General features: G+C 67.5%; 19 protein-coding genes. 2 read left to right on the top strand and 17 right to left on the bottom strand.

The genetic code is table 11. The features are described 5' to 3' along the window. Positions 1–10: 10 nt before the first annotated feature. The 8 genes from ispG to AC57B8_RS03445 form a co-directional block, all read right to left on the bottom strand. Entirely contained in the window at positions 11–1,291 is a 1,281-nt protein-coding gene (gene ispG / locus AC57B8_RS03480; RefSeq protein WP_070061008.1) for a flavodoxin-dependent (E)-4-hydroxy-3-methylbut-2-enyl-diphosphate synthase, read from the bottom strand. After that, a complete protein-coding gene (locus AC57B8_RS03475; protein ID WP_496478659.1) occupies positions 1,288–2,217 on the bottom strand; it encodes a helix-turn-helix domain-containing protein in 930 nt (309 codons plus the stop codon). The genes ispG and AC57B8_RS03475 overlap by 4 nt, the downstream gene beginning before the upstream one ends. Beyond that, the gene (pilW, locus tag AC57B8_RS03470; protein WP_159271536.1) at positions 2,210–3,061 is read right to left on the bottom strand and encodes a type IV pilus biogenesis/stability protein PilW; all 852 of its coding nucleotides are present in this window, start codon (positions 3,059–3,061) and stop codon (positions 2,210–2,212) included. Before pilW ends, AC57B8_RS03475 begins: the two co-directional genes overlap by 8 nt. Before the next feature lie 4 nt (positions 3,062–3,065). Then, positions 3,066–4,235, bottom strand: coding sequence for a dual-specificity RNA methyltransferase RlmN (gene rlmN / locus AC57B8_RS03465; RefSeq protein ID WP_496478658.1), 1,170 nt, complete (start codon positions 4,233–4,235; stop codon positions 3,066–3,068). Between the two features lie 21 nt (positions 4,236–4,256). After that, a complete protein-coding gene (gene ndk / locus AC57B8_RS03460) occupies positions 4,257–4,682 on the bottom strand; it encodes a nucleoside-diphosphate kinase (RefSeq protein WP_013542117.1) in 426 nt (141 codons plus the stop codon). A 152-nt stretch (positions 4,683–4,834) separates the two neighbouring features. Further along, positions 4,835–6,682: a pseudouridine synthase gene (locus AC57B8_RS03455; RefSeq protein WP_496478657.1), complete on the bottom strand. Its 1,848-nt coding sequence runs from the start codon at positions 6,680–6,682 to the stop codon at positions 4,835–4,837. Continuing rightward, the gene (gene scpB, locus AC57B8_RS03450) at positions 6,679–7,614 is read right to left on the bottom strand and encodes an SMC-Scp complex subunit ScpB (protein WP_496478656.1); all 936 of its coding nucleotides are present in this window, start codon (positions 7,612–7,614) and stop codon (positions 6,679–6,681) included. Before scpB ends, AC57B8_RS03455 begins: the two co-directional genes overlap by 4 nt. A gap of 128 nt (positions 7,615–7,742) precedes the next feature. After that, positions 7,743–8,768, bottom strand: coding sequence for an RluA family pseudouridine synthase (locus AC57B8_RS03445; protein ID WP_496478655.1), 1,026 nt, complete (start codon positions 8,766–8,768; stop codon positions 7,743–7,745). Positions 8,769–8,782: 14 nt separating this feature from the next. Between AC57B8_RS03445 and AC57B8_RS03440 the strand changes: the two genes are divergently transcribed. Then, positions 8,783–9,592: an outer membrane protein assembly factor BamD gene (locus AC57B8_RS03440; protein WP_070061014.1), complete on the top strand. Its 810-nt coding sequence runs from the start codon at positions 8,783–8,785 to the stop codon at positions 9,590–9,592. A gap of 21 nt (positions 9,593–9,613) precedes the next feature. On the opposite strand, the gene yoaA is transcribed toward AC57B8_RS03440, so the two are convergent. Together yoaA and AC57B8_RS03430 are read right to left on the bottom strand one after the other, a co-directional pair. Then, complete coding sequence (gene yoaA, locus AC57B8_RS03435) at positions 9,614–11,695, bottom strand: DNA repair helicase YoaA (protein WP_496478654.1); 2,082 nt, start codon at positions 11,693–11,695, stop codon at positions 9,614–9,616. After that, positions 11,692–11,898 carry an HP1242/YdcH family protein gene (locus tag AC57B8_RS03430; protein ID WP_062481953.1) on the bottom strand — a complete coding sequence of 69 codons (207 nt, stop codon included), beginning with the start codon at positions 11,896–11,898 and terminating at the stop codon, positions 11,692–11,694. Before AC57B8_RS03430 ends, yoaA begins: the two co-directional genes overlap by 4 nt. A gap of 107 nt (positions 11,899–12,005) precedes the next feature. Here AC57B8_RS03430 and AC57B8_RS03425 point away from each other — a divergent pair, with 107 nt between their 5' ends. Further along, complete coding sequence (locus AC57B8_RS03425; protein ID WP_095745659.1) at positions 12,006–12,776, top strand: PP2C family protein-serine/threonine phosphatase; 771 nt, start codon at positions 12,006–12,008, stop codon at positions 12,774–12,776. A gap of 21 nt (positions 12,777–12,797) precedes the next feature. Here the strand turns inward: AC57B8_RS03425 and AC57B8_RS03420 are convergent, their stop codons facing one another. The 7 genes from AC57B8_RS03420 to AC57B8_RS03390 all read right to left on the bottom strand — a co-directional run bounded on the left by AC57B8_RS03420 (position 12,798) and on the right by AC57B8_RS03390 (position 23,136). After that, positions 12,798–13,457 (bottom strand): hypothetical protein, encoded by a 660-nt coding sequence (locus tag AC57B8_RS03420; protein ID WP_496478653.1) that lies wholly within the window; start codon positions 13,455–13,457, stop codon positions 12,798–12,800. Further along, positions 13,454–14,551: a cell division protein ZapE gene (gene zapE / locus AC57B8_RS03415; protein ID WP_062480826.1), complete on the bottom strand. Its 1,098-nt coding sequence runs from the start codon at positions 14,549–14,551 to the stop codon at positions 13,454–13,456. The genes AC57B8_RS03420 and zapE overlap by 4 nt, the downstream gene beginning before the upstream one ends. Positions 14,552–14,633: 82 nt before the next feature. Next, entirely contained in the window at positions 14,634–16,064 is a 1,431-nt protein-coding gene (gene lpdA, locus AC57B8_RS03410) for a dihydrolipoyl dehydrogenase (RefSeq protein ID WP_354342205.1), read from the bottom strand. A 19-nt stretch (positions 16,065–16,083) separates the two neighbouring features. Then, the gene (gene odhB, locus AC57B8_RS03405) at positions 16,084–17,340 is read right to left on the bottom strand and encodes a 2-oxoglutarate dehydrogenase complex dihydrolipoyllysine-residue succinyltransferase (RefSeq protein ID WP_070061019.1); all 1,257 of its coding nucleotides are present in this window, start codon (positions 17,338–17,340) and stop codon (positions 16,084–16,086) included. A gap of 54 nt (positions 17,341–17,394) precedes the next feature. Further along, entirely contained in the window at positions 17,395–20,271 is a 2,877-nt protein-coding gene (locus AC57B8_RS03400; RefSeq protein ID WP_062480820.1) for a 2-oxoglutarate dehydrogenase E1 component, read from the bottom strand. A 195-nt stretch (positions 20,272–20,466) separates the two neighbouring features. After that, positions 20,467–22,380, bottom strand: coding sequence for a propionate--CoA ligase (locus tag AC57B8_RS03395; protein WP_496478652.1), 1,914 nt, complete (start codon positions 22,378–22,380; stop codon positions 20,467–20,469). A 150-nt stretch (positions 22,381–22,530) separates the two neighbouring features. Next, positions 22,531–23,136: an isochorismatase family protein gene (locus AC57B8_RS03390; protein WP_062480816.1), complete on the bottom strand. Its 606-nt coding sequence runs from the start codon at positions 23,134–23,136 to the stop codon at positions 22,531–22,533. Positions 23,137–23,138 lie beyond the last annotated feature (2 nt).

The raw sequence follows: 23,138 nt of genomic DNA, 5'->3' as shown, positions 1-23,138 counted from the left end.
TGCGGAGGTGTCAGGCCAAGACAGCGTGTTCGCTGCCGAAGCGCTTTTCGATGTAGGTTTCGACGAGCTGGTGGAACTCGTTGGCGATATTGTCGCCGCGCAGCGTGAGGGCCTTTTCGCCGTCGATGAAGACCGGCGCGGCCGGTGCCTCGCCGGTGCCGGGCAGGCTGATGCCGATGTCGGCGTGCTTGCTCTCGCCGGGGCCGTTGACGATGCAGCCCATGACGGCCACCTTCAACGTCTCGACGCCGGGGTACTTCTTGCGCCAGACCGGCATCTGCAGGCGCAGGTAATCGTCGATCTGCTTGGCCAGTTCCTGGAAGGTGGTACTCGTGGTGCGGCCGCAGCCCGGGCAGGCCGTGACACTCGGCACGAACACGCGCAGGCCCAGGGCCTGGAGGATTTCGTTGGCGATCAGCACTTCCTGCGTGCGGGACTCGCCCGGCTGCGGCGTGAGCGACACGCGGATCGTGTCGCCAATGCCCTCTTGCAGCAGGATCGACAGCGCCGTGGCCGAGGCCACCGTGCCCTTGGTGCCCATGCCGGCTTCGGTCAGGCCCAGGTGCAGCGGGTTGTCGCAGCGCTTTGCAAGCTCGCGGTAGACCGAGATCAGGTCCTGCACGCCGCTCACCTTGCACGACAGGATGACCTGGTTGCCGGCCATGCCCATCGATTCGGCCAGCTTGGCGGACTCGATGGCCGAGGTGATCAGCGCCTCGTACATCACCTGCTTGGCGTCCCAAGGCTCGGCGCGCTGGCTGTTGGTGTCCATCAGGCTGGCGAGCAGTTCCTGGTCGAGGCTGCCCCAGTTCACACCGATGCGCACCGGCTTGTTCCAACGCATGGCCGCGTCGATCATCTGGCCGAACTGCTTGTCCTTCTTGTCGCCCTTGCCCACGTTGCCGGGGTTGATGCGGTACTTGCTCAGCGCCTCGGCGCAGGCCGGATAGTCGGTGAGCAGGCGATGGCCGTTGTAGTGAAAGTCGCCGATCAGCGGCACGTCGATGCCCATGCGATCGAGCTGCTCGCGGATGTAGGGCACCTGGGCGGCGGCTTCGGGCGTGTTGACGGTGATGCGGACCATCTCGGAGCCCGCGATGGCGAGCTCCTTGACCTGGATCGCGGTGCCGATGGCATCGACCGTGTCGGTGTTGGTCATCGACTGCACGCGCGTGGGCGCGTCGCCCCCCACCGTGACGATGCGCGGGCCCCAGACCACGCTGGCCTGACGCGAGCGGCGCGCCTTGGGCGCCGCCGATTCGATGGGTTGGGGAGTGCAGTCGGTTGTCACGATTTCACCTCGAAACGCGCCACGCCGCCTCCGCGGGTGACAGGCTTCAGATCGTAGGGCTTTCCGTTCACTTGCACATCGACCGCCGATGCACGCCCGACCACCACGGACAGCGGCAGCGTGCCGGACAGGCCGACGGTCTCGCCGACTTGCAGGCTGCGGCGCAGCAGCTGCTTGCCGCCAGCCTCGGTGACGGTGATCCAGCATTCCTCGCGCGCCACGAAGACGAGCTGCTGGCTGCTGGCGGTGCTGGTGTTGGCGACGGCCGCGAGGGGCGCGGAGGCCGGGGCGGCTGGTGCGGCAGCCGCCACGCCAGCGGCCGGTGCGGCGCCCACGGGGCCGGTCGGCGCCATGGCCTGCGTCGGCACGGGCTCCGAGACATCGGCCGGATCGGCGGGCGGCGGCATGGTCTCGCCCTCGTTCTTTGCAGTCAGCCGCGCGACGGAGGCGCCGATCTGGTCGAACGCCGATTGCGGCATCCAGAACAGCACGCCGGCGCCGATCAAGAGCAGCACCACGACCGTCAGCAGCGCGCGCGACGGCAGGCCGCCGGAACGCCCACCGTTCCAGCGCGGCGTGTCGGAGACCACGCGGGCATTCAGTGTGCGATTGGTTTCAGCGAGCGGTGCGCGTTGCGCGCCCGGCAGCTTGGCGAGCACAGGCGCCGGATCGATGCGCAGTGCGCGGCACACGCTGCTGGCCAGGGCCCGGGCGAACACCGGGTCGGGCAGCGAGGCGATGTCATCGGCCTCGAGCGCGATCAGCTTTTGCGGCGGCACCTTGAGCGCCGCGGCCACCATCTCGATGTGCAGGCCATGCGCTTCGCGCGCCTCGCGCAGCATGTCGCCGGCCGTCTTGTGCGCGACGTCGCCTTCTGCCAGCGGCAGCGCCGCGGACGTCCCGAACTCCGAAACCCGTTCAGTCATTGAAATTCCCGCGCTCGTACGCCATTGCCTCCCGCGATTGAGGGAAACGTCGTTGCAGTTGACCGCCCAGCTGCGCGACAGCCTCGCGGTTGTTGAGCTTCCGTTCGATCTTGATGCCGAGCCAGAGCGTCTCGGCATTGGCCGAGGGGCTGTTGTTGACACGGCGGACGTAGAACTGCGCGCGCGACCATTCTTCGCGCTGCGCCAGCACCGAGGCCAGGTTGAAGCCGACCACCGGATTGCCGGCATCGAGCTCGTAGGCCTGCAGGAGGCTGCGCTCGGCTTGCGGCCGCTGGCCGGCCTTGAGCTCGCAGACCCCCTGGGTCATGAGCGTCTTGGCGCGATCGGCATAGCTGGGCACGGCCAGTGCAGCGGCGAACTGCTGCGCGGCGTCGCCGTAGCGGTTCTGCTGGCACAGCAGCCAGCCATAGTTGTGGCGCGTGTTGGCGTCGCGCGGATTGATCGCGACCGCCCGGCGGAAGCTGTCTTCGGCCTGGCCGGCGTCGTCCAGTCGCATGTAGACCAGGCCGCGCAGGTTGTAGGCGTCGGCGTAGTTCGGGTCGATGGCCAGCACCTGCTTGAGCTCTTCGAGGGCGACCGAGGGCTGGCCGTGTTCGAAGTAGCCGGCCGCCAGCTCCATCCGCAGGCGGGCACGGCGACGGTTGTTCTCGTCGACGTCGGTCACGGCAGTGGTACCGCTGTCGGCCCCGCTGCCGACAAGCCCGGTGGTGGTGGTTCGCGTGTTGACGCAGCCCGCGAGAAGAAGCGCCACGGCGACGCTCGCGATTCCTGCGCCCAGCACTCGCTGCACGCTCGCGGTCGTCGTCGGAAAGGCCATGCTCATTGCGTCAATGCTCCTGGGGAACGGTGGTCTTGGGGGTCTTGGCGCGGGTCGGGTGCAGAACGACGGGGCGCTCGGCCACCGCCGCACGGCGTTGGGCCATGCGTTCGGCCGCACGGGTGCGGTCTTTCACGTCGCCGGCGAGCTGTCCGCAGGCGGCGTCGATGTCGTCACCGCGCGTCTTGCGCACGGTGGTCACGAGGCCCGCTTCGCTCAGCGTGCGGGCGAAGGCCAGCACACGCGGTTGCGGCGAGCGCAGCAGGCCCGACGCCGGGAACGGGTTGAACGGAATCAGGTTGAACTTGCACGAGACCCCATGGGTGCGCACGAGTTCGATGAGTTGCCGCGCATGCTCGGGCTGGTCGTTGACGCCGTCGAGCATGCAGTATTCAAAGGTGATGAAGTCGCGCGGCGCATGCACGAGGTAGCGCTTGCAGGCCTCGAGCAGTTCGGCGATCGGGTACTTGCGATTGAGCGGCACGAGGTCGTCGCGCAGCGCATCGTTGGGCGCATGCAGCGAGACGGCCATGGCCACGGCGCAATCGGTGCCCAGGCGGTCGATCATCGGCACCACGCCGGAGGTCGACACGGTGACCCGGCGGCGCGACAGCCCGTAGGCGTTGTCGTCGAGCATGGTGCGCAAGGCGGGCACCAGCGCAGAATAGTTCTGCAGCGGCTCGCCCATGCCCATCATCACCACGTTGGAGATGACGCGCTCGCTGCGATTCAGGTGCTTGCGCAGGAAGTGCTCGGCGAACCAGAGCTGGGCGACGATTTCGCCCGTGGTGAGGTTGCGGCTGAAGCCCTGATGCCCGGTCGAGCAAAAGCGGCAGCCCACGGCGCAACCGGCCTGCGACGACACGCACAGCGTGCCGCGATCGTCTTCGGGGATGAACACGGCCTCGACCGCATCGCCGCCGCCGACGTCGAACAGCCACTTGATCGTGCCGTCCTTGGATTCATGCTGCGTGAGGACCGACAGGGCCTCCACGCGCGCGGTGGTTGCGAGTTTCTCGCGCAGCGACTTCGCCAGATCGGTCATCTGGGTGAAGTCGCTGGCGCCACGCTGGTGGATCCAGCGGAACAGCTGCGTGGCGCGGAATTTTTTCTCGCCGAGTTTTTCGCAGAACGCAGCCAGCCCGTCGAGATCGAATTCGAGCAGATTGGCTGTGGTCATGAATTCAGGCGAGCAACGGCTTCAGCGTGCGTAGACGTTGAGGCCGGCGAAGAAGAACGACACTTCGTTGGCAGCCGTTTCGGGCGCGTCCGAGCCGTGAACGGCGTTGGCGTCGATGCTGTCGGCGAAGTCGGCGCGGATGGTGCCGGCGGCTGCCTTCTTGGGGTCCGTGGCGCCCATCAGGTCACGGTTCTTGGCGATGGCGTTCTCGCCTTCGAGCACTTGCACGAACACGGGGCCCGAGATCATGAACTCGACGAGGTCCTTGAAGAAGGGACGCTCCTTGTGCACCGAGTAGAACTGCTCGGCTTCGTTGCGCGACAGGTGAACCAGCTTGGCGGCGACGATCTTGAGGCCGGCAGCCTCGAAGCGGGAAACGATCTTGCCGATGACGTTCTTGGCGACGGCGTCGGGCTTGATGATGGAAAGGGTACGTTCGATAGCCATTGAAATGCTTCCTGAGCTTTGATTTTGAAGTGTTTTGTCACAACTGCAACGAGTTTGTTTCGTGGCACGTCGACAAAGCCTCTGATTTTAACCGGCGCGACCTGCGGGATTGGTGAAAACCCCGCGAAAGGCCGCGCTCCGACGGCTGGCTTTCAGCGTCCGCGGCGGCGTCCGCCGCCACCACCGCCAAAGCCACCACCGCCGCCTTGCGAGCCGCCACCACCGCCGCGGCGTCCCGGGCCGCCGCGTTGTTCCTTGCGCTGGCGCGAGAAGCTGTCGGCACCGATGTAGCCGAGCGAGGTCTTCATCGGATCGGGCTGGTTCGCACCGCCGCCACCGCCAGCACCCGCCGACCGGTTGCCACCGCCGCCCTGCCCTTGCCCCTGGCTGCCCTGACGGTTGCCGGGACCTGCGTTGCCGCGGCGCCCCTGCTGTGGCGGGCCACCGTTGCCACCGCCCCGATTGGGACCACCGCGCCCTCCACGCTCACCGCGCGGCGGACGACCGTCACCCAGCGGACTCGGGATCGGCGCTTCGCCGCGCGCTTCACGCGGCTGACCACCACCCATGCCGCCGTTGCGGTTGTTGTTGTTGCCGCGACGCTTCTTGTTGCGGCCGTTGCGACTGCCACCCTCCGGCCCGCCGGGACCGCGCTGCGACGGACCCGCCGGTCGCGCCTGCGCACCGCCCGAGGCCTGGAACAACGCCTGGATATCGCGCTCGTCGAGCTCCATCCAGGCACCGCGCTTGAGACCGCGCGGCAGCACCATCGCGCCGTAGCGGATGCGGATGAGTCGGCTGACCGCATGGCCCACCGACTCGAACAGGCGGCGCACCTCGCGGTTGCGGCCTTCGGAAATGGTCACGCGGTACCAGCAGTTGGAGCCTTCGCCGCCACCGTCTTCGATGGTGCCGAACTGCGCCATGCCGTCGTCCAGTCGCACGCCCTCGAGCAGCTTCTTCTTTTCTTCGCTGGTGAGCGCGCCCAGCACGCGCACCGCGTACTCGCGCTCCAAGCCGAAGCGCGGGTGCATGAGCTGGTTGGCCAGGTCGCCGGAGCTGCTGAACAGCAGCAGGCCTTCGGTGTTCAGGTCGAGCCGGCCGACCGACTGCCACTTGCCCTGCTGCAGACGCGGCAGCTTGCGGAACACCGTCGGGCGGTTCTGCGGATCGTCGTGCGTGACGACTTCGCCCACGGGCTTGTGGTACGCGATCACGCGCGGCGGCGGCGGTGCGATGCGGTAGCGGATCGGCTTGCCGTTGATCTTGACCTGGTCGCCGTACTGGATGCGCTGGCCGATGTGGGCCGGCTCATTGTTGACCGAGATGCGGCCTTGCAAGATGAGTTGCTCCATCTCGAGGCGCGAGCCGAGGCCGGCCTGCGCCAGCACCTTGTGCAGCTTGGGCGAATCCGCTTCGGGCAGCAGCACGCGCTTGAGCGGCGGCACCTCGGGGCTTTCTTCGTCGGCGTCGAACTGGCCGGAAATGACGTCGGCAAAACGGATCGGCTCGGTCGGCGGCGCATTGCGCTGCTCGCGCTCGGCGGCGCGACGGGCGCGGTCGAGGTCGTCTTCCTCTTCGTCGGGCTCGTCTTCCTCGTCGTCTTCGTCATCCCCGCGGTCGTCGCCCTGGTCCTCGTCGGACATCTGGGGACGCTGTGCTTCGACCGGCGCCGGCTCGTCTGCCTCGGCTGCCACCACTTCCGCAGCCACGGGCGCCACATCGGGCTGGACCGTCGCGGGAGCTTCCGCAGCAGGAGCGACTTCCGCCGCGCTCAGCAATTGCTCATCGGCAGCCGGCGCCTCGACCACCTTCTTCTTGCGGGGTGCACGCGGCTTCTTCGGCGCTTCCCCGGTCTCGGCCCCTGCCGGCTCTGCGGGCGCAGCGACGGATTCAACAGCAACTTCCGTCACCTTCTTGGGCGTGGCGGCCCGCTTCCGCTTCTTGACTTCGGGTTCGACCGGCAGCATCGCTGCGTCGTCGGTGTCGGATGAGCTCATGGGGTTTTTCCGGGAGAAACAGCGTGGGGGTCGTGGGGGTCGGTCTCGTCCGCTGCGGGGGACGGGACCTCAGATTCGGGTTCTTCGGGCGCGGCGGCCACTTCGGGTTCGGCGGGCGGCTCGCCGGTTTCTGGCTCGGACACAGGCAACGCCTCATCGACGGGCTCGGCGGCCTCGGCGATCGCCACCACCTCTTCGACAAACTCCGCCGCATCGGTCGAGACGACTTCCGCCAGCTCAGCCGACTCGGGCGGCGCATCGACCATGGCGAGTTCGGGCTGCACACCTTCTTCTCCATCCACCAGCGCTGCGGGCTCTGCAGATTCCGCAACGGCCTCTTCCGCCGCATCGCCGTCGATCGGCAGCCCCGGCTGGTCGCCCGAGGCCTGCTGCAGTGCGTCAACCAGTGCCGCCTGCTGCGCGGGCGTTTCCACCAGCGGCAGCTGGTCCAGCGAGGCCAGCCCCAGGTCGTCGAGGAACTGGCGGGTGGTCGCGTAGAGCGCGGGCCGGCCGACCGTTTCGCGGTGGCCGATCACCTCGACCCAGCCGCGGTCTTCAAGCTGCTTCAGGATCAGCGAGTTGATCGTGACACCGCGGATGTCTTCCATGTCGCCGCGCGTGGCTGGCTGCCGGTAGGCAATGATGGCCAGCGTCTCGAGCGCGGCGCGCGTGTAGCGCGGCGGCTTCTCGGGATGCAGGCGATCGAGGGCATCGCGCATCTCGGGCCGGCTCTGGAAACGCCAGCCGCTGCCGACGCTCACCAGCTCCAGGCCGCGTTGCGCCCAGTCTTCCTGCAGTTCGAGCAACAGCACCTTGATCGTGTCCACGCCCAGCTCGTCGTCGAACAGCACGCGCATGTCGCGCACCGGCAGCGGCTGGCTCGAACAGATCAAGGCGGTTTCGAGAATGCGCTTGGCATCCGCCGTATTCATGGTTCGCGTTATCCGGAAAAAGGCGCCTGGCGACGCTTGTTCAGATGGATGGAAGGGGTAGGCGTTGCCGGCACGCGGCGAGTGCAACGCAAGGCCGGCATCGGGTGGCCGGCGCGGCCCTCGGGCCGTCAGGCGCGATTGTAATCCAGCCCCCAGGTCTGCAAAGCCTGGGCCAGATCGGGCGGCGGTGGCGAACGAAACTCCATCGCCTGCTGCGTGACGGGATGCACGAACGCCAGCCGGAACGCATGCAGCGCCTGCCGCGACAGTCCCGCCGCGGGCGCGCCGCCATACAGCGCGTCGCCGACCAGCGGATGGCCGATCGACGCCATGTGCACGCGGATCTGGTGGGTGCGACCGGTTTCGAGCGTGCAGCGCACCGCGCAGCCGTCGGTATGGCTGTCGAGTCGCTCGATCAGCGTGCGCGCGGTCTTGCCCGCATGGCGCTCCAGGTCGACCACGGCCATGCGCAGCCGGTTGCGCGGATCGCGGCCGATCGGCGCATCGACCTGCCGGGCCGCCGCGCCTTCCCAGGCCTTGTGCCCCATCGCCAGGTACTGGCGCTTCACGTCGCGCGCGGCGATCAGCGCCACCATGGCGTCCATCGCGGCCCGCGTGCGCGCCACCACCATCAGGCCGCTGGTGTCGCGGTCGAGGCGGTGCACGATGCCCGCGCGCGGCAGCAGCACGGCCTTCGGGTCGAGCGCCAGCAGCCCGTTCAGCAGCGTGCCGCTCCAGTGGCCCGGCGCCGGGTGCACCACCAGGCCGGCCGGCTTGTCGATGATCCGCAGGTGCTCGTCTTCGTGGACCGTGACCAGCGCCATCGCCTCGGGCCGGAAGGCCTGGCTCTGGGGCGTCGGCCGCAGCTCGATGCGCCCCGACTGGCCCGCACGCACCGTGGCAGAGACCTTGGTGAGCGTGCGCCCTTGCAGCTCGACGGCGCCGGCCTCAATGAGTTGCTGAAGGTAACTGCGCGAAAACTCGGGCACCAGCGCCGCCAAGGCGCGGTCGAGCCGCTGCCCGTGCTGTGCGGCGTCGATGGCGAAGGGCCGCAGCTCGCTGGGCTCCGCGAGATCGGCGCCCTCTTCAGGTTCAGGCCCTTCCGGGGGATCGGTCAGGGGGGCGGTCGATATAATTGAGGGCAACTGTTTCACGAAAGCCGTATGTGATGTTTCGCGCCAAATTATCGGTCCCTGCCTGGATCGCGCTCAGCGCGGCGGCCCTTCTCGTCGCCGGTTGCGGTTCCACCACCAAGGAAGACAAGACCGCGAACTGGAGCCCCAACCGCATCTACTCGGAAGCCAAGGACGAAGTCGGCTCCGGCGCCTACGACAAGGCAGTGCCGCTGTACGAGAAGCTCGAAGGCCGTGCCGCCGGCACGCCGCTGGCCCAGCAGGCCCAGCTCGAAAAGGCCTACGCCCAGCACAAGGCCGGCGAAAAGGCCAACGCCATCGCCACGCTCGACCGCTTCATGAAGCTGCACCCGGCCAGCCCGGCGTTCGACTACGCGCTCTACCTGAAGGGCGTGATCAACTTCAACGACGACCTGGGCATGTTCGCGTTCCTGACGCGCCAGGACCTGTCCGAGCGCGACCAGAAGGCCGCCAAGGAATCGTTCGAATCCTTCCGCGACCTCGTGACGCGCTTTCCCGAGTCGCGCTACGCGCCCGACGCGCGCCAGCGCATGAACTACATCGTGAACTCGCTCGCGCAGTACGAAGTTCACGTGGCCCGCTATTACTACTCGCGTGGCGCCTACCTGGCGGCCATCAACCGGGCGCAGATCGCGCTGTCCGACTACCGCGAAGTGCCGGCGCTCGAAGAAGCCCTGTACATCATGGTGAAGTCGTACGACGCGCTCGGCATGAAGGACCTGCGCGACGACGCACAACGCGTGCTGACCACCAACTATCCGCAGAGCACCTACCTGGCGAACGGCTTCAAGGGCAGCACCGACCCCTGGTGGAAGCTCTGGTAATCCAGCGCCTCCCGGTAGATATCAATAGGGTTTCCTGAGCGCGTCGATCGCGCTCTCGAAATCCGCTTCGGTTTCCAGCCGGCGCATCGGCGGCAACGCCGCCAGCAGCCGCCGGCCATAGCCCATCGCCACGAGGCGCGTGTCGCAGATCGCGAGCACGCCGCTGTCGGTTTCACGGCGAATGAGGCGCCCCGCCCCCTGCTTCAATGCCACGGCCGCCTCGGGCAGCGAGTAATCGCTGAACGAGCTGCGCCCCTGCGCTTCGAGCCGCTGCGAGCGGGCCTCCACCAGCGGATCGTTGGGCGGCGGGAACGGCAGCTTGTCGATCACCACGAACTGCAGCGCGTCGCCCGGCGCATCGAAGCCTTCCCAGAACGACGCCGACGCGACCAGCACGCAGCCCGCGCGCCCGTTGCTCGCGCCTTCGCGGAAGCGGTCCATGAGCACGCGCTTGGGCAGCTCGCCCTGCACCAGCACCTCGGGGCGCGCTTCCGTCTGGAGCAGTTCGAACTGCTGGCGCATCGCATCGCCGATGGTGCGCAGCGCGCGCAGCGTGGTGGTCAGCACCAGCGTGCGCCCGCCGAGCTCGGCGGCGCCGTGCGCCGCCAGCTTGGCCACCTGCTGGCTGTGCGTGGGATCGTTGGGCTTCGGAAAGGCCCGCGGCACATAGATTGCTGCTTGCGAGGCGTAGTCGAAGGGGCTTTGCACGCGCAGCACTTCGGCATCGCGCAGGCCGCAGGGTTCGGTGAACCAGCGCAGCGTCGGGTCGTCGCCCAGCGTGGCGGAGGTGAAGACCCAGGCGCGGCGGCTGTCTTCCTGCGGAGGCGGCGGGACGGCGCCGTGCTCGGGGTCTTCGTCGTCGTCGCCGTAGGGCAGGTCGGACTCCTCGGGCTCGTCGGCCAGCTTGAGCACCCGCTTGCGCATCGCATCGGCGATGTCGAGCGGCGACTCGATCAGCCGCAGCTGCGTGCCCACGTCGACCCAGCGCACAGAGTCGAGTTCGCACGGCTGCGCGAAGCGCGCCGTGCGCTTGGCGAGCTGGCGCGCGCGCTCGTGCAGGCGCACGAAGTCGGGCGAGATCTCGCTCACCGTGTCCAGCCCGTCGGCGGCCAGCACGAAGGCGTCCTGCAGGTCGTCGAGCGCGCCCTGCCAGGCTTCGGCATTCACACCCTCGGGGGCCGGGCCGATCCAGCGCAGCTTGGCGCCCGGCCATTGCTTGCCGACCACCAGCCGCAGCTCGCGCGCCGCGCGTTCGACGCCCGCCACCAGCTGCTGCCAGTCGACCAGCCCGCGCGCATGCTGCAGGCCCGCGCCGAGCATGTCGCGCGCGAAGTCGAGCGCCTGCCCGCTGCCGAGCTGCGCGCCCAGGAACTGCACGCCGGTCTCGTTGAGCTGGTGCGCCTCGTCGAACACCACGACGCTCACGGTCGGCAGCAACTCGGCCATGCCGGTCTCGCGCACCGCGAGGTCGGCGAAGAACAGGTGGTGATTGATGACCACGATGTCGGCCGCCAGCGCTTCGCGCCGCGCCAAGTTGACGTGGCAGGCCTTGAACTGCGGGCATTGCGCGCCCAGGCAGTTCTCGCGCGTGGAGGTGATCAGCGGGATCAGCGGCGAACGTTCGTCGAGCCCCGGCAGTTCGGCGAGGTCGCCGGTGCGCGTGGCTTTCGACCACTGCTCGATCTTTGCCAGCGTGCGCAGGCTGCCGCGCTCAGGCAGCGAGGCGTCGTGGCGCGCCATGTCGAGGCGGTGCAGGCACAGGTAACTGCCCCGCCCTTTCAGCAGCGCCGTGCGTATCGGCAGTGCGAAGGCCTCGACGAGGCGCGGCAGGTCGCGGCCGAACAGCTGGTCCTGCAAGGTCTTGGTGGCGGTCGAGAGCAGCACGCGCTCGCCGCTCAGCAGCGCCGGCACGAGGTACGAGAAGGTCTTGCCCACGCCGGTGCCGGCCTCGACCACGAGCATGCCGCCGTCGGAGATGGTGCGGGCCACGGCCATCGCCATCTCGGTCTGGCCGCCGCGTTCGCGGAACTGCTCGGCGGCCTGCGACAGCACCCCGTCCTGCGCGAACGCATCGCGCACCTGGTTTTCGAGCGGCGACGTCACGCCGGTTCTTTCGGGTCGAGCGCGTTCTCGAGCTGAGCGATCTGGTCGCGCAGGGCGAGGCGGCGCTTTTTCAGGCGGCGCATCAGCAATTCGTCCTGCGGCGTGCCATCTTCCGAGAGCCGGTCGATGGTGGCGTCCAGGTCGGCATGCGCGATGCGCAGCTCGATCAGCTGACGGGAAAGGGAATGAAGATTGGAGTCCAACGGTGGGGGTGCGCGTGCCGCATGGGGCCGCGCGTGTTCATTCGATAATACGTCCTGACACGAACCCCAGAGAAGACAGAAAGCGCGCCTCTGGCGCCCCAGCGCTCATGACCCAAGGCTTTCGACTCGCCGCCGCCACCGGCCTCCACAAGGGGGATCGCCCCTACCAGCAGGACCAGGTGCTGTTGATGAGCCACCCTCGCACGCCAGGCTGCGTGCTCGGTGTCATCGCCGACGGCATGGGCGGACGCAGCGGCGGGCGCAAGGCGTCCGACCAGGTGCTCATGACCGCGCGCCAGCTCTTCACCCGCTACAGCCCCGAACGCGACGACCCCGCCGTCGTGCTGCGCCAGTTGCTCGAAGACGCCCACACGGTGATAAAGCTCACGGCGCTGTCGAGCGAGCAGGAACCGCACAGCACGCTGGCCGCCTTCCTGATGAACCCCAAGGGCGACTGCGCCTGGATCCATGCGGGCGACTCGCGCATCTATCACTTCAACGACGGCGCGCTGGTCAAGCGCACGCGCGACCATTCGTACGTGCAGGCCCTGGTCGATCGCGGCCAGATCAGCGAGGCCGAGGCCAACATCCATCCGCAGGGCAACATCCTGTTGGGCTGCCTGGGCATGACGACCACGCCGCCGCCCGTCGATCCGCACCACATTGCCAAGCTGCAGCCGGGCGACCTGCTGATGGCCTGCAGCGACGGCCTGTGGCACTACTTCTCGCCCGAGGAACTGGCCAGCGTGCTGTACGCGCAGCCGCCGCGCGACGCAGTGGAAATCCTGGTGGGAGAAGCGCGGCGCCGTGCGCGCGGCACGGGCGACAACATCTCGATCGCGGTGCTCAAGCTCGACCGGCTGCCCGCGGCGGCCTGAGCGCCCGCCCTCTTTCAAGGATCAGGGCGAAGAAGCCGCCGGTGCCGGTGGCAACGGTGCGCCGCGCGGCTTGGTGCGCTCGGCGTTCTGGCGTTCGCGGTTGGCGCGGTGTTCCGCCGCTCGCTTCTGCTTGTCCTCGAAGCGCGTGGTCGCGGCCGGCGCTTCGGCGCGGCGCTGGGCCGCCTTGGCCTGCTCGTTGGCGTGGGCCTTCTGCTTGTTCTCGAACTGGCGCTGGCGCTCGGCCGCGTCGGCCGCGGTCGCGGCCCGGCTCGCGGCGTGGTCGGCGGCGCGCTGCTCGCGCGCCTTCTGGTCTTCCTGCGACTTCTCGCGCTGTTCGCGCGAGTCCTGCGGGCGCTGGGTGGCGGCCTTCTGGTCGAGCTTCTGCAGCTCGGCCGCGCCGCTGCGCTGGCGTTGGATGTCGTTGATCGCGGTTTCCTGCCGCTTGATGTGGTCGGTTTCCTTGCGACGGCGGCTGCGGCTTTCGCGCAGGCAGTCTTCGACCGCGAACTTCTTGTAGCAGGCCGCGCGCTCCTTCGCGTAGCGCGACTCGATGACCTCGCGCTCGGCCGCCAGGCGGCTGCGTTCGGCTTCGAGGTCGGCGTTGCCCGCCGCCGCATTGGACTGGGCCCACAGCGGCAGGCTGGCCAAGGCCAGGAACAGGGCAAGAGCGGTTTTTTTCATGTGAGTCGGGTGTCGACGATGCGGCGTTCCAGGGCGAGGAATTCGCTCGACTGCATTTCGGTGAGCCGGGACACCGTGCGCGGAAACTCGTGCGCCAGCGGCCCCTCGGTGTACAACGCCTCGGGCGGAACCTCGGCCGACATGATGAGCTTGCAGCGCCGGTCGTACAAGACGTCGACCAGCCAGGTGAAACGGCGTGCTTCCGAGGCCATGCGCACCGGCATGTGCGGCACGTCGGACAGCAGCACGGTGTGGAACTGGCTCGCGATCTCGAGGTAGTCGTTCTGCGAGCGCGGGCCGCCGCACAGCGTCTTGAAATCGAACCACACCACGCCACCGGCCTTGCGCAGCGCGCGGATCTCGCGCTGCTCGATGTGCAGGATCGGGTTTTCGTCGGCCGTCTCGGCCAGCTTGTCGAAGGCGTGGCGCATTTCCTTCTCGGCCGCCGCGTCGTTCGGCGTGAGGTACATGCGCAGTTGCTCCAGCGTGCGGCGCCGGTAGTCGGTGCCGTTGTCCACGCTCAGCACTTCGAGCTTCTGGTTGAGCAATGCAATGGCGGGCAGGATGCGGTCGCGGTGCAGGCCGCCCGGATACAGGTCGTCGGGCTTGAAGTTCGAGGTGGTAACAAAGCCCACGCCGTTGTCGAACAGTGCCACGAGCAGCCGGTGCAGGATCATCGCGTCGGTGATGTCCGCGACATGGAACTCGTCGAAGCAGATCAGCTTGTAGCGCTTGGAGATGCGCAGTCCCAGCTCGTCGAGCGGGTTCACGGTGCCCTGCAGGTCGCGCAGCTCGCGGTGCACTTCGCGCATGAACTCGTGGAAGTGCAGGCGTGTCTTGCGCCGCAGCGGCACGGCGTTGAAGAACAGGTCCATCAGGAAGCTCTTGCCGCGCCCCACACCGCCGTACATGTAGACGCCGCGCGGCAGCTCCGGACGGTTGATGAGCTTCTTCAGCGCATTGGAGCGCCGGGCCTTGTACTCGCCCCACTCGGTGGCGCAGCGGTCGAGCGCCTCGACGGCCGCCAGTTGTGCGGGATCGCTCTTGAACCCGCGTGCCGCGAGTTCCGCTTCGTAAGCCTGTTTGACGCTCAAGGGATCGGATCGCTTCAAAAATGGAGAGCCCCGACCGCCCCGCGAGGGTCGATCGGGGCCGGGTTCGCTCAAGAACCAGAGATCAGAAGTTGAGCGTGCGCTTGTCCACGGCCAGGGCCGCTTCCTTGGTGGCTTCCGACAGCGACGGGTGCGCATGGCAGATGCGCGCGATGTCTTCGGCACTGGCCTTGAACTCCATCGCCACCACGGCTTCGGAGATCAGCTCGCTGGCCTGCGGGCCCACGATGTGCACGCCCAGGATCTCGTCCGTGGCGGCGTCGGCCAGGAACTTGACCATGCCGGTCGTGTCGCCCAGCGCGCGTGCGCGGCCGTTCGCCAGGAACGGGAAGGTGCCGGCCTTGTAGGCGCGGCCCGCGGCCTTGAGCTGCTGCTCGGTCTGGCCGACCCATGCGATCTCGGGGCTGGTGTAGATCACCCACGGCACGGTGTTGAAGTTCACGTGGCCATGCTGGCCCGCGATGCGCTCCGCCACCGCCACGCCTTCTTCCTCGGCCTTGTGCGCCAGCATCGGGCCGCGCACCACGTCGCCGATGGCCCACACGTTGGGCAGGCTGGTCTTGCAGTCGTCGTCCACGGCGATGGCGCCGCGCTCGTCCAGCTTCAGGCCCACGGCTTCGGCGTTCAGGCCGATGGTGTTGGGCACGCGGCCGATCGAGACGATCAGCTTGTCGACTTCCAGCGTCTGGGCTTCGCCCTTGGCGTTGGTCCAGGCGACGCTCACGCCCTTCTTCGACGACTTGATCTCGCCGACCTTGACGCCGAGTTCGATCTTGAGCTTCTGCTTGTCGAAGGCCTTCTTGGCTTCCTTGGCGATCTGCTCGTCCACGGCGCCCAGGAAGGTCGGCAGTGCTTCGAGCACCGTGACCTCGGCACCGAGGCGGCGCCACACCGAGCCCATTTCGAGGCCGATGACGCCCGAGCCGATCAGGCCCAGCTTCTTCGGCACCGCACCGATGCGCAGCGCGCCGTCGTTCGAGAGGATGTTTTCCTCGTCGAACGGCGTGCCCGGCAGCGCGCGGGCGTTGGAGCCCGTGGCGACGATGATGTGCTTGCCGCTGATCGACTCTTCAGCGGCGCCTGCCACCTTGATCTCGTAGCCGGCTTCGTCGGTCTTCACGAACGAACCGCGGCCGTGGAAGAAGCTGATCTTGTTCTTCTTGAACAGGTACAGGATGCCGTCGTTGTTCTGTTTCACGACCTGGTCCTTGCGGGCCAGCATCTTGTCGATGTCCAGGCCGAGGCCTTCGACCTTGATGCCGTGGTCCGCAAAGTGGTGACCGGCCTGCTCGAAGTGCTCCGACGATTGCAGCAGCGCCTTCGAGGGAATACAGCCGACGTTGGTGCAGGTGCCGCCCGGTGCGGGGCCGCCCTTGCCGTTCTTCCACTCGTCGATGCAGGCCACGTTGAAGCCGAGCTGCGCAGCGCGGATCGCCGCGATGTAGCCGCCAGGACCGCCGCCGATGACGACGACGTCGAATTGCTTGTTTGCCATCTGGTTCTTGCTCCCCGGATCAGATGTCGAACAGCAGGCGCGACGGGTCTTCCAGCGCTTCCTTCATGGCGACCAGGCCCAGCACGGCTTCGCGGCCGTCGATGATGCGGTGGTCGTAGCTCATGGCGAGGTAGTTCATCGGGCGAACGACGATCTGGCCGTTTTCCACCACGGCGCGGTCCTTGGTGGCGTGCACGCCTAGGATGGCCGACTGGGGCGGGTTGATGATCGGGGTCGAGAGCATCGAGCCGAAGGTGCCGCCGTTGGAGATGGAGAAGGTGCCGCCGGTCATTTCTTCGATGCCCAGCTTGCCGTCCTGCGCCTTCTTGCCGTACTCGGCGATCTTCTTCTCGATGTCGGCGAAGCTCATCTGGTCGGCATTGCGCAGGATGGGCACCACCAGACCGCGCGGCGAACCGACGGCAATGCCGATGTCGAAGTAGCCGTGGTACAGGATGTCGTTGCCGTCGACCGACGCGTTGAGCACCGGGTACTTCTTCAGCGCGTGCACCGCGGCCTTCACGAAGAAGCTCATGAAGCCGAGCTTCACGCCGTGTTCCTTGGTGAACGCGTCCTGGAACTTCTTGCGCAGGTCCATGACCGGGGCCATGTTCACTTCGTTGAAGGTGGTCAGGATGGCGTTGGTCGATTGCGACTGGATCAGGCGCTCGGCGATGCGGGCGCGCAGGCGGCTCATCGGCACGCGCTGTTCCGGGCGCTCGCCCAGGTCGGGTGCGGCGGGCGCGGCGACCTGTTGCAGCGCGGGCTTGGCAGCCGGTGCGGCGATGGTGGCGGCAGGCTTGGCGCCGGCAGCCACGGCGCCGAGCACGTCGCCCTTGGTCACGCGGCCGTCCTTGCCCGTGCCGGCCACGTCGCTGGTCTTCAGGTTGTTGTCGGCCAGCAGCTTGGCGGCGGCGGGCATGGCCACGTCGGCCTTCGAACCACCGGTGGCGGCGGCTGCCGCTGCGGGGGCAGCAGCGGCCGGCGCGGCGGCAGGTGCAGCTGCAGCAGCAGGCGCTGCAGCGGCGGCCTTGCCGTCGGTGTCGATCTTGGCGATCAGCTGCTCGGCCACCACGGTGGCGCCGTCGGGCTGAACGATCTCGACCAGCACGCCGGCCGAGGGTGCCGGCACTTCGAGCACGACCTTGTCGGTTTCGATCTCGATCAGGATTTCATCGACGGCGACGGCTTCGCCGGCTTTCTTCTTCCACGTGAGCATGGTGGCCTCGGCCACGGATTCGGACAGCTGGGGGACTTTGACTTCTACGATAGACATTTGGAGTGAGCTCCGTTTTGTTCTTGAGGGTGTTCGTGTGAAAAGGGACGGTTCTTACTTGGTCAGCACGAAGCCCTTGAGTTTGCCAAATGCGCCATCGACCAGCGCCTTCTGCTGTTCCTGGTGCAGGTGCGAGTAGCCGACCGCAGGCGATGCCGAGGCGGCACGGCCGGAGTAGCCGAGCTTCTGGCCTTCCTGCATGTTTTCGTGGATGTAGTGCTGCACGAAGAACCAGGCGCCCTGGTTCTGCGGCTCGTCCTGGCACCACACGATGTCCACGAGGTTGGGGTACTTCTTGACCTCGGCGGCGAACGCCTTGTGCGGGAACGGATAGAGCTGCTCGACGCGGATGATCGCCACGTCGTCGCTGCCCTGCTCTTCGCGCTTCTTGGCCAGGTCGTAGTAGACCTTGCCCGAGCAGGCGATCAGGCGCTTGACCTTCTCGGCCTTCAGACCCTTGCTGTCGGGAATGACGGTCTGGAAGCTGCCCTTGGTGAACTCGGACAGCGGCGAGGTCGCGTCCTTGTTGCGCAGCAGCGACTTGGGCGTGAGGATGATCAGCGGCTTGCGCAGGTTGCGCACCATCTGGCGGCGCAGGATGTGGAAGATCTGGCTGGCCGTGGTCGGCTGCACCACCTGCATGTTGGTGTCGGCGCTCAGCTGCATGAAGCGCTCCAGGCGGGCCGAGCTGTGCTCGGGGCCCTGGCCTTCGTAGCCGTGCGGCAGCATCATCGTGATGCCGTTGACGCGGCCCCACTTCACTTCGCCCGAGGCGATGAACTGGTCGATCACCACTTGCGCGCCGTTCACGAAGTCGCCGAACTGGGCTTCCCAGATGACGAGCGTGTTGGGGTCGTTCGAGGCGTAGCCGTATTCGAAGGCCAGCACGGCTTCTTCGGACAGGATCGAGTCGATGACGACGAACGGGGCTTGGTTCTCGGCCACGTTCTGCAGCGGCGTGTAGGTGCCGGTGTCGAACTTCTCGCGGTTCTGGTCGTGCAGCACGGCGTGGCGGTGCGTGAACGTGCCGCGACCCGAGTCTTCACCCGACAGGCGCACCGGGTAGCCGCTGGCCACCAGCGAGGCGAACGCCATGTGCTCGCCCATGCCCCAGTCGACGTTGACGTCGCCACGGCCCATGGCTGCGCGGTCGTCCAGCACCTTCTTCACGAGCGGATGCACGGTGAAGTTCTCGGGTGCCTTGGTGATGCGTTCGGCCAGGCGCTTCCACTCGGCGGAGGGAATGGCGGTGTCGCCGGCGTCGGTCCACTTCTTGTTGAGGTACGGGCTCCAGTCGACGGCGTACTTGCTCTTGAAGTTGGTGAGCACGGGGTCGACGGTGTTCTTGCCTTCGTCGAAGGCGGCGCGCTGCGCCTTCACCATGTCGTCGCCGAGCGTGTCGCCCAGGCCTTGCGCGGCCAGCTTGTCGGCGTACAGCTTGCGCGTGCCGGGGTGGGCCGCGATCTTCTTGTACATCAGCGGCTGGGTGAGCGAAGGCGTGTCCTGCTCGTTGTGGCCCAGCTTGCGGAAGCAGATGATGTCGACGACCACGTCCTTCTGGAATTCCATGCGGAAATCAAGAGCGAACTGGGTGGCGAGCACCACGGCTTCGGGGTCGTCGCCGTTCACGTGCAGCACCGGCGCTTCGATCATCTTGACGATGTCCGAGCAGTACAGCGTCGAGCGGCTGTCGCGCGGGTCGCTGGTGGTGAAGCCGATCTGGTTGTTGATGACGATGTGCACCGTGCCGCCGGTGGAGTAGCCACGGGTTTCGGCCAGCGCCAGCGTTTCCATCACGACGCCCTGGCCTGCGAAGGCGGCATCGCCGTGCACGATCACGGGCAGCACCTGCTTGCCCAGCGGGTCGCCGCGGCGGTCCATGCGAGCGCGCACCGAGCCTTCGACCACGGGGTTCACGATTTCCAGGTGCGAGGGGTTGAACGCCAGGCTCAGGTGGACCGGGCCGCCGGGGGTGGTCACGTCCGAGCTGAAGCCCTGGTGGTACTTGACGTCGCCGGAGGGCAGGTCTTCGGGGGCGGTGTGGTCGAACTCGGCGAACAGGTCGGCGGGCATCTTGCCCAGCGAGTTCACCAGCACGTTCAGGCGGCCGCGGTGGGCCATGCCGATCACGATTTCCTGCACGCCCTTGACGCCGGCCTGGTTGATCAGCTCGTCCATCGCGACGATGAAGCTTTCGCCGCCTTCGAGCGAGAAACGCTTCTGGCCGACGTACTTGGTGTGCAGGAAGCGCTCGAGGCCTTCGGCGGCCGTCAGGCGGTTGAGCACGTGCTTCTTCTGCTCGGCGCTGAGCTTGGGGTTCGTGCGCGCGCTTTCGAGCTTCTGCTGCCACCAGCGCTTGTGGTTCTGGTCGGTGGTGTACATGTACTCGGCACCCATCGTGCCGCAGTACGTTTCACGCAGGGCATTGAGCAGGTCGCGCAGCGACATGGTCTCTTTGCCGAAGAAGGTGTTGCTGGTGTTGAACACCGTCTCGAGGTCGGCGTCGGCAAAACCGTAGAACGAGGGCTCGAGTTCCGGAATGGCGGGACGCTCGGCGCGCTTGAGCGGGTCGAGGTCGGCCCAGCGGGCGCCGACGTTGCGGTAGGCGGCAATCAGCTGCTGGACTGCCGTGCGCTTGCGGCCGAGTTCGGAGTCGGCGCCGCTGGCCTGCACGACACGGGTCGTGCCCTGCTTGGCCAGTTCGGCAAAGGCGTTGATGACCGGCAGGTGGGGGACGTCGCGGGCGCTGGTGCCGTCGGCGGCGGGAACGTTCTGCAGGGCGTCGAAATACGTGCGCCAGTTGTCGGGAACGCTGCCGGGGTTGGCGAGGTAGTTTTCGTACATCTCCTCGACATAGGGCGCATTGCCGCCGAAGAGGTAGGTGTTGCCTTGATAGGCGGTGTACGCCGTGGGCGTAGAGGAATCGCTCATGATCCGCTGACCTTCGCTTCCCTGGAGGAAGCACGAGTTGGTTAAGAAACCTTCCGCGACACGGCTGGACCGATTGGCGGATGCGACTGTGGCTGGGGAAGGGCCTGAGTACCTTGGCATTGTGCCACGTCAACCATATGACGACAGAACGCGGCTGCGCAAGGCCCGCAACCCTACCCCGATTCGCGCCTGCGGTCAGGTGGCGGACAGTAACTGTTTGATCTGCTGGAGGGTGGCCGGATCGTCGATGGTGGTCAGGTCGCCCGGGTCGCGCTGCTCGCAGACGGCCTGGATCGCCCGGCGCAGCAGCTTGCCGCTGCGGGTCTTGGGCAGGCCGCTCACGAAGCGCACGCGCGCAGGCCGCGCCAAGGCGCCGAGCTGGTCGGCCACGACCTTCATGATCTCGCCCTCGAGCTTGAGCGCCGCATCGGCGTCGGTCACGGCCAGACCGTCCTTCGGCACGACGAAGGCCATCGCCACCTGCCCCTTGAGCGTGTCGGCCACGCCGACCACGGCCACCTCGGCCACGTTGGCGTGGCCCGAGATGCTCTCCTCGATCTCGCGCGTGCCCAGCCGGTGGCCGGCGACGTTGATCACGTCGTCGGTGCGGCCCAGGATGTAGAAATAACCATCGGCATCGCGGATGCCCCAGTCGAAGGTCGAATAGACCATCTTGCCCGGCACGCTCTTCCAGTACGTGTTGACGAAGCGCGCATCGTCCTTCCACACGGTCTGCATGAAGCCCGGCGGCGTCGGCCCCTCGACCACGACCACGCCCTTCTCGTTCGGCGCCGTCAGTTCTTCGCCGGTCGACTCGTGCAGGATCTTGATGCGGTAGCCGTACATCGGCACGCCGGGGCTGCCGAACTTGCTGGGCTTGGCTTCCACGCCGTTGGCGATGGTGATCATCGGCCAGCCCGATTCGGTCTGCCAGTAGTTGTCGATGATCGGCACGCCCAGGCCGTCGCTGATCCAGCGCGCGGTCGGCTCGTCCAGCGGCTCGCCGGCCAGGAAGAGCGCGCGCAGGGTCGACAGGTCGTACTTCTTGAGCAGCGCCGGGTCTTGTTTCTTGAGCACGCGCACGGCGGTGGGCGCGCTGAACATCACCGTCACCTTGTACTTCTCGACCAGGCGCCACCAGATGCCGCCGTCGGGCTGCTGGTCGATGCCCTGCGTGGGCAGGCCCTCGTACATGATGGTGGCCATGCCCGCGATCAGCGGGCCGTAGACGATGTAGCTGTGGCCTACCACCCAACCGATGTCGCTGGTCGAGAAGTAGGTTTCGCCGGGCCGGCCGTCGAAGATGTGCTTCATGCTCGCGGCCAGCGCCACGGCGTAGCCGCCCACGTCGCGCTGCACGCCCTTGGGCTTGCCGGTGGTGCCGCTGGTATAGATGGTGTAGCTGATCTCGGTCGAGGCCAGCCAGGTGCAGGGCACCTGCGCATCCAGGTGCTTGTGTCTCAGTTCGCCCGCCAGATGGTCGCGGCCGGCCACCAGCGTCATCGGCGCCAGGCCGCGGTCGGTCAGCAGCACGGCCTCGGGCTTGTGTTTCGACAGGCGGATGGCTTCGTCGAGCAGCGGCTTGTACGCGATGACCTTGCCGCCGCGCGAACCGGCGTCGGCGCTCACGACCACCTTGGGCTCGGCGTCCTCGATACGGGTGGCCAGCGAGCCGCTGGCGAAGCCGCCGAACACCACGCAGTGGATGGCGCCGATGCGCGCGCAGGCCAGCATCGCGAAGGCGGCCTCGGGAATCATCGGCATGTAGATGAGCACGCGGTCGCCCTTGCCCACGCCCAGTTCGACGAGGCTGGCGGCGGTGCGCTGCACCTCGGCATGCAGCTCGGCGAAGCTGTAGCTTTTCTCGGTGCCGGTCTCGGTCGACACGAAGATCAGCGCCCGCTGGTCGCCCCGATCGGCCAGGTGCCGGTCGACGGCGTTGTGGCAGAGGTTGGTGGTGCCGCCGACGAACCAGCGCGCGAACGGTGGCTGGCTGGCGTCGAGGATCTGCTGCGCGGGCGTGTGCCAGTCGATCAGCTTCGCCTGCTCGGCCCAGAAGGCCTCGGGCGCGTCGACGGACTGGCGGTAGAACTCTTCATAGCGGCTCATCGGGATCTGTCTCCTGTTTTATGGATGCCGTTCCGGACTCGCGCCGAAACTGAATTCATAATTATGGGAGTCGATCTTGCGGGAAGCTGACAGCCGCGGCAATCCGGGCGACCCCCTTGCCGGGCCGCCCCTCAACAGCAATTCAGTAGATCAGCGGATCAGCGCCTGCAGGTCGCGGAACGCCGGATGCTCGGCGGTGCGCAGCCACTCGAAGCCGACCATCTCGGTGGTCACGAGTTCCGCGCCCGCGCCAGCCAGGCGGTCGAAGGCGGCGTCGCGGTTGCGCTCGGTGCGCGAGCTGCAGGCGTCGGTGACGACCCACACGTCGAACTCGTCCTCGAGCAGGTCGAGCGCGGTCTGCAGCAGGCAGACATGGGCTTCGCAGCCGGCGATGACGATGGTGTTGCGCTCTTCGGCCGCGGCCGGGGGCTTCTGCAGGTGCTTGGGCAGGCTGCGGGCGTTGCCCTGCGGCGCCGCCTTGGCGGGCGGACGCAGCCATTCGCCGAGCCCCTCCTCCACGCCGCTGAAATGCATCTTGGCCAGCGTCTTGCGGCAGAAGGCGCGGATCTCGGGCAGGTTCTCGCCCAGCTTGGACGGGTTCTGCTCGGTGCCCCAGACCGGCACGTCGACCCATTGCGCCATCTGGCCCAGGCGCGCCGCATTGCGCGCCGCCGCTTCGCCTTCGAAGATCGCCGGCATCAGCCGCGCCTGGTAATCGACCAGGACGAGTTGGGATTGCGTGGCGTCGAGCAGCATGG

It is taken from the genome of Variovorax sp. BGA-UO-ETr-C22, assembly GCF_059567965.1.
This window is presented reverse-complemented; position numbering and strand designations above follow the sequence as displayed.

Coding starts and splice junctions, on each gene's coding strand:
- AC57B8_RS03475 (WP_496478659.1), bottom strand. CDS start 2,217: ATGACTGAACGGGTTTCGGAGTTCGGGACGTCCGCGGCGCTGCCGCTG.
- pilW (WP_159271536.1), bottom strand. CDS start 3,061: ATGAGCATGGCCTTTCCGACGACGACCGCGAGCGTGCAGCGAGTGCTG.
- rlmN (WP_496478658.1), bottom strand. CDS start 4,235: ATGACCACAGCCAATCTGCTCGAATTCGATCTCGACGGGCTGGCTGCG.
- ndk (WP_013542117.1), bottom strand. CDS start 4,682: ATGGCTATCGAACGTACCCTTTCCATCATCAAGCCCGACGCCGTCGCC.
- AC57B8_RS03455 (WP_496478657.1), bottom strand. CDS start 6,682: ATGAGCTCATCCGACACCGACGACGCAGCGATGCTGCCGGTCGAACCC.
- scpB (WP_496478656.1), bottom strand. CDS start 7,614: ATGAATACGGCGGATGCCAAGCGCATTCTCGAAACCGCCTTGATCTGT.
- AC57B8_RS03440 (WP_070061014.1), top strand. CDS start 8,783: ATGTTTCGCGCCAAATTATCGGTCCCTGCCTGGATCGCGCTCAGCGCG.
- AC57B8_RS03425 (WP_095745659.1), top strand. CDS start 12,006: ATGACCCAAGGCTTTCGACTCGCCGCCGCCACCGGCCTCCACAAGGGG.
- AC57B8_RS03420 (WP_496478653.1), bottom strand. CDS start 13,457: ATGAAAAAAACCGCTCTTGCCCTGTTCCTGGCCTTGGCCAGCCTGCCG.
- lpdA (WP_354342205.1), bottom strand. CDS start 16,064: ATGGCAAACAAGCAATTCGACGTCGTCGTCATCGGCGGCGGTCCTGGC.
- odhB (WP_070061019.1), bottom strand. CDS start 17,340: ATGTCTATCGTAGAAGTCAAAGTCCCCCAGCTGTCCGAATCCGTGGCC.
- AC57B8_RS03400 (WP_062480820.1), bottom strand. CDS start 20,271: ATGAGCGATTCCTCTACGCCCACGGCGTACACCGCCTATCAAGGCAAC.
- AC57B8_RS03395 (WP_496478652.1), bottom strand. CDS start 22,380: ATGAGCCGCTATGAAGAGTTCTACCGCCAGTCCGTCGACGCGCCCGAG.
- AC57B8_RS03390 (WP_062480816.1), bottom strand. CDS start 23,136: ATGCTGCTCGACGCCACGCAATCCCAACTCGTCCTGGTCGATTACCAG.